Annotated in this window: 7 protein-coding genes and 3 riboswitches; of the genes, 2 read left to right on the forward strand and 5 right to left on the reverse strand. The window is 41.1% G+C overall.

Annotated features, from left to right (window positions below; translation table 11 throughout):
* Positions 1-134 precede the first annotated feature (134 nt).
* From VK080_RS14875 to VK080_RS14885, 3 genes are all read right to left on the reverse strand, one after another.
* The gene (locus VK080_RS14875; RefSeq protein ID WP_324225558.1) at positions 135-641 is read right to left on the reverse strand and encodes a GNAT family N-acetyltransferase; all 507 of its coding nucleotides are present in this window, start codon (positions 639-641) and stop codon (positions 135-137) included.
* Positions 642-736: 95 nt separating this feature from the next.
* Positions 737-1,228, reverse strand: a complete 492-nt coding sequence (locus VK080_RS14880; protein ID WP_324225559.1) for a QueT transporter family protein — start codon at positions 1,226-1,228, stop codon at positions 737-739.
* Positions 1,229-1,234: 6 nt separating this feature from the next.
* Positions 1,235-1,279, reverse strand: a riboswitch (PreQ1 riboswitch).
* A gap of 310 nt (positions 1,280-1,589) precedes the next feature.
* A complete protein-coding gene (locus VK080_RS14885) occupies positions 1,590-2,282 on the reverse strand; it encodes a YrrS family protein (protein WP_324225560.1) in 693 nt (230 codons plus the stop codon).
* Positions 2,283-2,951: 669 nt separating this feature from the next.
* A riboswitch (SAM riboswitch) is annotated at positions 2,952-3,059 on the forward strand.
* 126 nt (positions 3,060-3,185) lie between these two features.
* On the opposite strand from VK080_RS14885, the gene ssuE reads away from it, so the two are divergent.
* Positions 3,186-3,728, forward strand: a complete 543-nt coding sequence (gene ssuE, locus VK080_RS14890; RefSeq protein WP_324225561.1) for an NADPH-dependent FMN reductase — start codon at positions 3,186-3,188, stop codon at positions 3,726-3,728.
* Between the two features lie 50 nt (positions 3,729-3,778).
* Complete coding sequence (locus VK080_RS14895) at positions 3,779-5,155, forward strand: LLM class flavin-dependent oxidoreductase (protein WP_324225562.1); 1,377 nt, start codon at positions 3,779-3,781, stop codon at positions 5,153-5,155.
* Positions 5,156-5,424: 269 nt separating this feature from the next.
* On the opposite strand, the gene VK080_RS14900 is transcribed toward VK080_RS14895, so the two are convergent.
* Both VK080_RS14900 and VK080_RS14905 read right to left on the reverse strand, forming a co-directional pair.
* A complete protein-coding gene (locus VK080_RS14900; RefSeq protein ID WP_324225563.1) occupies positions 5,425-6,381 on the reverse strand; it encodes an alpha-L-glutamate ligase in 957 nt (318 codons plus the stop codon).
* A gap of 17 nt (positions 6,382-6,398) precedes the next feature.
* Positions 6,399-7,451, reverse strand: a complete 1,053-nt coding sequence (locus VK080_RS14905) for an LLM class flavin-dependent oxidoreductase (RefSeq protein WP_324225564.1) — start codon at positions 7,449-7,451, stop codon at positions 6,399-6,401.
* An 84-nt stretch (positions 7,452-7,535) separates the two neighbouring features.
* Positions 7,536-7,642: riboswitch (SAM riboswitch) on the reverse strand.
* Position 7,643: the final 1 nt, after the last annotated feature.

Here is a 7,643-nt window from a genome sequence, read left to right on the forward strand (position 1 = left end):
CATTTTATACATGTTTAACTGCCTCCAGGTGCAAGGGTTTTGAACGAATTCTTATAAAAGGCCTTGCACCTATATTCGACATAATACGATCAAATTCCTTGTCAGTATTGGATTTTTTGTTTGTTCAGCAGTCCCTATATAAACCGATGATATCTTAATGATGTGTAGGTTTTATCCCAGTATCCCGGTTTTTCATTTTTGAAGGTGAAGCCCCGCGCTTCATAGAATGGAATTCCTTTTTGATTTCCCCTTTTAACGGACACCCATTGTTCTTTAGCGCCAAATTCTTTTTGCTGGTTGGTAATAATATTCAGAAGTTTTGAACCGATTCCTTCATTTCGCCTATCAGGATCCAGATATAATACGAATATTTCTCCTGCTGTTTTCCCGATCATACCACCACCGCCGGCACCAATTACCTCATCATTCTCGACAGCAACAAAATAACCGCCCCAATACCTGTTTGATACAACGACTTCTTTTGAAATTCTATCAGTATGATAAAATTCCTCGACGATTCTGCGGATATAGTCTTCTGGGTAGGAATCGCCGTATGTTGCCCAATAGGCGTCCGTGCATACTTTGGCTATGCCGCTAATATGCCGTTCATCTGCTTTGACCACATGAATGTCTGCTTTCACGATTTCACCCCCTATCCGTAAAGATCGACCTGAAAAATAAAAAAGTGTCCCAAAACCCAGTTGGTTTCGGAACAAACAGTCGACGTACAAGTCAATTATTGTCTTTCCATAAGCTCATTAAAATTCAGTTTTTTGTTCAGCATTATGATAATTGGAATCCCAAGCGCCATAATGCCGAATTCACCCAGTGCTGTCGTCAGCCAGGTCAACAGGAACGGCAAGTCGGCGACCATGTAAAGCTGAAATGCGATGATAAACATATTAAACGTAAATACAACCGTATTGATAATGAGCAGCGTTAATCGATGTTTAATAAATATCGACAGAAACATGACGAATCCAAGCGACAGCACTGAATGCGCGACGCCAAATGTCAAATCGTATATCCCGGTTGGTGAAAATAAATTAGTCAAAAAAACACCAAGTACAATCCCGTAAAAATATTTTGTGTTAAAGACTACGAGATGGTTAAATATTTCGGGGATCCTAAACTGAATGTTGGAAAATGCAATTGGGGCGGCGATCAAAGACAGCGCGACATAAGCTGCTGCTATAATCGCATTAACAGTAAGTGTTTTAATATTCAATGATTTCACTCCTTAGTTTTTTTGCGTGGGATGATTTCGAACCACGGTTTGGGTATCAGTCCAAACAAATCAATTATACTCTGAAATAAAGCGCACGAAAAGAGATATCAACAGATTTATGACCTTTTTAAAAATGACAGCGGGCGGATTGAATCGATAGCAAGCTTAAATCACGATTGTCCATTTCGTTCAATTTAAATGAATGGATTTTTCAGTGCAGGGCAGCATAGATGAAAATGTCTCGCACAACTCACAATTTTTCTGTTTATTATGCCATCAAAGGATGTTTAATAAATACACATAGGAAATACATTAATAAAGACCGAATGGTGCTCATACACCAAACGGCCTTGTGGTTAACTTACCGGTTTTGTCTATCAACGCTCGTCACTTTCCATCCCTTTTGATCAACCCACTGAAGATTGACGACATACATCCAATCCTGAACGCCTTCAGGGCTGACTTTTCCAACTGCTTCCTGTGGACCGTCGCCACTTTCCAGCCGCCAGAGCGTCATGCTATCATCAAGTCCTGTTACCTTTTGAATAGCGTCTACCTTTTCATTCCAGTCCACCGAACCTTTTTCATAACTGGATGTATGCTCGCCGGTCTGGGAAGTGCCAATAGGTTCACCAATCATGTCTGAGTTGATGTCGTTGTCGTCCTGCTGGGATTCATTTTCTTCCTGATCTTGTTGTGTATCCTCATTTCCTTCCTTTTCAGATTCATGAATCTCTAAACGATCAATCGCATTCTCGTCCTCTCGAGACGCTTCTTCTGCTTGGTCCTCGCCTTCTTGCCGGTTAGAGGTCGTTGTTTCTGACTTTTGATCTGCATTATTATCTTCAGTGATTTTAATGTCTTCTTCCTGACTGTTTGATCCGCCTCCACCTGCGTCGCTGTTTTGCTGATCATCCGTTGTGGCGCTGCTGCCAAATATCATGTTCCCTCCAATCATTAATATGAGGGCAAAGACAACAACAATAAGAGAATTAAGGATGATGTTCCGTTTGCTTTTCCGCTTGCGCATGTTCATGTCAGTTCGTGTTTTCATGTCGATCTCCTTTCCAAAAACCCTTAAAAGCCATTTTAAGTGACAAGAACAGTGATAGAGACTTTCGCTGTCCATTCCCAAATAGCAAATATTCCAAACTTCTGGCCGCTGACTGAAATAATTAGCTTATTTCAAATAAGCTGCCTAAATAAGATCTTTATTTAAAGTGACTGCTATCAGCGGTACAATTCAGCAGTCAGGTATAGACTATTCGTTCCTTCCAACCCTTTTCCTGGGGTAGTCTGTATCGACCTTGCCTGATTTTTTGGAAGAAGTCAAAAGAAATAGTAGAACAAGAACACAAGGACTAGATTTATGATCAATACTTCCGGTGATGTTTATTTCCAGTATCTCTAAATATGACTTAATTTTTCTTGTGCTCGCTTGGGCAATAACCGAAATAATAACCCTTGATATTTAATATCCGCTATCCCAGCAAACAAGACAATCATGAATAACAGCATCGTTTTCTTGTTATGTTTAGAATGCCGCTCCATCATATATCCTCCATATCAATTTACTCCCCACATTAGTGGTCTATTATAATGACTTTAGGACAACTCTCCATAGTTAGAAAATCGGTTGAGATAAAAGTCAAAATAATATAAATTTTAATTTACTATTGACTTATCGGATTAATTGGAATAAGGTGTATATTATAACCAAATATTCTTATCCAGAGAAGCTGAGGGATCTGGCCCTGTGAAGCTTCAGCAACCCCTGACAATTGTCAGGAAGGTGCTAATTCCAGCAAGTGCAATTCTTGGGAGATAAGAGCGGAAACAGTTAAAAAGCAAAAGCCCTCTTTTCTCACTAAGGAAAGGGGGCTTATTTTTATTGGAAAAATTTAAAGATACTTAGCTAAGAATAGTCCAATAAATCTAATAAGAAAGGATGTCCGTTATGAGTGACATTGTTGTGTTGTCGGGAAGTCCTTCTGAATTTTCCCGGTCCGATAGCGTGCTAAAGTATTTAGGAACTTTACTTAAACGCGAACATTTTACAGTGACGCATATTTCGATTAAAGATCTTCCGCATGAAGACATATTTCAAGGGAAATTTGATAGTCCGGCTATTCAGGATATTGCACGATTAATCCAAAATGCGAAAGGTTTCATTGTCGGATCACCGGTGTATAAAGGGGCTTATTCAGGTGTCCTGAAAGCATTGCTTGATATTTTCCCGCAGGATGTCCTGAAACATACACCAGTCCTTCCAATCATGACAGGCGGAAGTCCGTCTCATTTACTGGCAATTGAGTATACGTTGAAGCCAGTTTTAGCAACATTAAAAGGGCACAACTTGAAGGGGCTTTATCTGCTTGACAGCCAAATAGACAAATATAAAGAACAGCCAATTATCGATGACGATATTTTACACCGAACGAAGAAACAGCTTCAGTATTTTATCGAAATCGTTAATAACCAGGCTTCACATGTTGTTTAACCTAATTGAACGTTTGGATTAAAAATTAAAAAATCCAAGGAGGATATACCATGACAAAAAAGCGAATTTACTTGAACGCGTTTGATATGAACACGCCCGGGCATCAATCGCCAGGTTTATGGACGCACCCGGATGATGAATCCCATCGTTATAAAGATAGCGAATACTGGATTGAACTGGCTAAATTGTTGGAAAAAGGGCGATTTGATGCCGTGTTTATTGCGGATGTGTTAGGTACTTATGACGTGTATAAAGGATCACGCGATGCAGCGGTAGCTCAAGGGGCACAGGCTCCGGTGAATGATCCAGCTTTAGTGGTACCGCTAATGGCTGCAGTTACAAAACATCTTGGGTTTGGCGTTACAGCTTCCGTTACACATGAGCACCCTTATACATTTGCCCGCCGTATGTCGACATTGGATCACTTAACAAAAGGCCGTGTAGGATGGAATATTGTAACATCCTACTTAAAAAGTGCAGCCGTCAACATGGGATTGGAAGATCAAATTAACCATGATGAGCGGTATGATATAGCAGCAGACTATTTGGATGTGTGCTACAAGCTTTGGGAAGAAAGCTGGGAGGATGATGCTGTTAAAGTAGATAAAGAGAATGGCATTTACACCGATCCCGAAAAGGTTCATGACATCAACCATGAAGGAAACTATTTTAAAGTTCCCGGTGCTCATTTGAGTGAACCATCTCCACAGCGTACGCCTGTAATTTATCAAGCAGGCGCATCAACCAAAGGCCGTGCATTTGCTGCTAAAAATGCAGAATGTGTGTTCATTGGTGCACCAACGATATCCGCAACGAAAGAGACGGTTAATAAACTGCATGATGATATTGCAAAAGCAGGAAGGTCACCGGAAGAAGTGAAAATCCTTACGATGTTTACACCAATCGTTGGACGAACAGAAGAAGAGGCTGTGGCAAAATTTAATGATTATAAAACTCATATCAGCCATGAAGGTGCACTCGCCTTATTTGGCGGTTGGACCGGTATTGATTTATACGAGTATGACAAGGACGAAAACTTACGCTATGTACAAAGCAATGCGATTCAGTCTGCAGTCGAAAATTTCACAAAAATTGATCCCGATAAACCATCGACTGCTGAAGATATCAAAGACTTTGTAGGCATCGGTGGTATGGGGCCTTATACGGTCGGATCACCCGAGCAAATTGCTGATACGATGGAAGCATGGGTGAATGAAGCTGGAATTGATGGCTTTAATATTGCTTATGCCGTTACACCAGGCACATTTAAGGACTTTGTTGAATACGTCGTACCCATTTTGCAGGAACGAGGATTGGTTCCAAAAGAATATGAAGGCACAACATTAAGGGATAATTTATTTGGTCAAGGTGATCAACTGCCGGATCATCACCCCGGGAAAAATTCCAGAAGCGTGTTGGCAAATTAGCCCTTTGTGAAAGACAAATGAAAGAACCTGTATCCACTTAACCAGTGGGCACAGGTTCTTTTTACCGGGACCAGTTTTTTAGCAATGATTTAATAAGAAGCCGTCATGCAAATTACGGCTTTTTTTTTGAATATCCACATGCCACCTTTCCTTAGAAGCTGAGGAGCACCAGGCTAGTTGCCGAGAGTTCATCGAGTCAGTCTCTCCCCCTCTCTTGATGAGAAGCATGCGCATGATTCAATTGTTCTTTAAATCCGTATTTACCCATATTAGTCAACTATTACTTTATCTTCCAGCTTCTTCAGTTCACTACCTAAAAATTTAGCTACTTCCAGCATTCCGAATTTCTCGCTTTTAGCTTCAGCGTCGCTGTTGTAGTTCGTATTCGTATTAATATCATACGTATAAATGTTGCCATCCTTATCCTGGATAAATTCGATTCCGGCAATTTGAATATCATTCGCTGCGAGAACTCGTTCATATTTTTCCAAAATTGGATGATCAAATCCTTCAATGATTTGAAACTTGGAGTTACTTGATTCTTCCTCACCTGCCGGACAGAATAACTCATCGATGGCACAGGCGTCTGCCGGACATAGTTCAAAGCCATCTGAGGTATCGACACGGACTGCATAAACAAACCTGCCACCGACAAACTCACAACGTGTAATGAAAGGCTGAGGCGGCTGAATATACTCCTGAATTAATGTCACCCCATCCACTGGTTCCTCAAAACGATCACCTTCCACATAATCTTTAAGGGCATCTGCAGATTGGAATAGCTGCACCCCAAGGCCTTTTCCTGCACGGTTATGCTTTGTAATAAACTGCTTTCCTTCAAAAGCTTTTGCTGCTTCCAGCAATTCATCTTTTCCGACTGCCGCAGTCGTTTTTGGTGTTTCGATTCCATATTTCTGAAGCTCTAAATATTGCAGCACTTTACTTACCTCTAATTGTAAGGCACGGCTCCCATTAATGACCTTCCTGCCATGATGCTCAAGCCACGCCAGAACAGCATTTGTCAATTCCGGAGAGAAACGATTTCCTCTTGTGTGGGATGAAGCACTCATGCGGTTATAAAAGATACCTTCCGGCGGTTCTGAAGAAAGATCGACTGTTCCGTTTGTCAGCAGCCAATCTTCATATGGGAGATCGAGTTCTTCCAACCTTTTAATTAAATGATCCGTCCATTCATTATTTTCATGTAACACATATATTTTACGCATTTCATCGTCTCCCCGTATTAAATATTTGTTAATGATGCGCGCAATTCCTCCACCTTGGGCATCACTTCTTTTGAAAAGCGTTCCAATTCCTCCAGCTGCGGGGAACATTGCAGCAACAGTAAATCGACACCTGCTTTTTCAAAATCCAGGATTTGTGTTGCAATTTGCTCAGCCGTACCAACAAGATTTGGACGCAAACCTCTGTTGGATACCGAATAGTCCTGCAGCTGAATTTTCTGCTCCAGCTGTGATTTGGATGTAAAATCTTTAAATCCTGCATAACCACTTGTATCTTTGACGGTTGTGATCCGTTCCAGTTCGGCTTGTGCCTCTTCTTCTGTATCACGGCAAATGACGTACGCCGCCATACCAATTGATTTAAACGGTTCTTTACCAGCTTTCTCTCTTCTTTCCTTCATATCAGAAATCTTAACGCTAGCCTCTTCCACTGTATGCCCGTGTAGAATATAGGCATCACAAAGTGAAGTTATAACCTGTTTTCCTTTTTCGCTCTCACCGCCTGCATACAAAATCGGATTTGGCCGCTGAACAGGTTTTGGCGACAGTTGGGTATTTTCAATTTGATAATACTTGCCATGGTATGAAAAGGTTTCCTCTTCCCATAATCCTTTTAAAATTTCAAGAAATTCTGTTGTCCGGTCATAGCGTTCATCATGCTCAGTAAATTCCCCACCATATTGTTTCGCTTCTTCAGCCCACCAGCCGGAAACGATATTTAACGTAAACCGGCCATTACTAATGTGGTCGATATTTGCTGCCATTTTAGCTGTTACAGCAGGGTTATGGAACACCGGGCGTACCGCTGACATAATTTCAATTTCATCCGTAACAGCTGCAAGGGCTGCCGCCGTTGACCATGCCTCCAGTGCATCAGCGTCTGTTCCTTTAATATCATTTAAGTATAGTTCAGCAATTAATGTCGTGTCATATCCCCATCTTTCGGCAGACTGAATAACATTTTTTGCATAATCAAATGTCGGTGGCATCCCTTCATCCTCTACATTCCTGAGCCACCCGCCAAAAATAGGTAACCAAAAACCGTATCTCATAAATTTCACTCTCCCTTAATGTCGTGTATGTACAAAAAAACTCCTTTCCAGAAAAGAAAAGAGTTTTGACTGATATCATTTCTTTTCTTATCTTTCAAGCAAAGCCTGATGGAATTGGCACAGTATTCTTATATAAGAATCTGTTGCCGAGGCTTCAACGGGCCATATCCCTCCACCTCTCTGGATAAGAAA

It is taken from the genome of Lentibacillus sp., from assembly GCF_035301925.1.
Lineage (GTDB): Bacteria > Bacillota > Bacilli > Bacillales > Amphibacillaceae > Lentibacillus.

Excerpts from the sequence above, each read along its gene's own strand:
- VK080_RS14885 (WP_324225560.1), bottom strand. The coding sequence starts at position 2,282 with ATGAAAACACGAACTGACATGAACATGCGCAAGCGGAAAAGCAAACGG.
- ssuE (WP_324225561.1), top strand. The coding sequence starts at position 3,186 with ATGAGTGACATTGTTGTGTTGTCGGGAAGTCCTTCTGAATTTTCCCGG.
- VK080_RS14895 (WP_324225562.1), top strand. The coding sequence starts at position 3,779 with ATGACAAAAAAGCGAATTTACTTGAACGCGTTTGATATGAACACGCCC.
- VK080_RS14900 (WP_324225563.1), bottom strand. The coding sequence starts at position 6,381 with ATGCGTAAAATATATGTGTTACATGAAAATAATGAATGGACGGATCAT.
- VK080_RS14905 (WP_324225564.1), bottom strand. The coding sequence starts at position 7,451 with ATGAGATACGGTTTTTGGTTACCTATTTTTGGCGGGTGGCTCAGGAAT.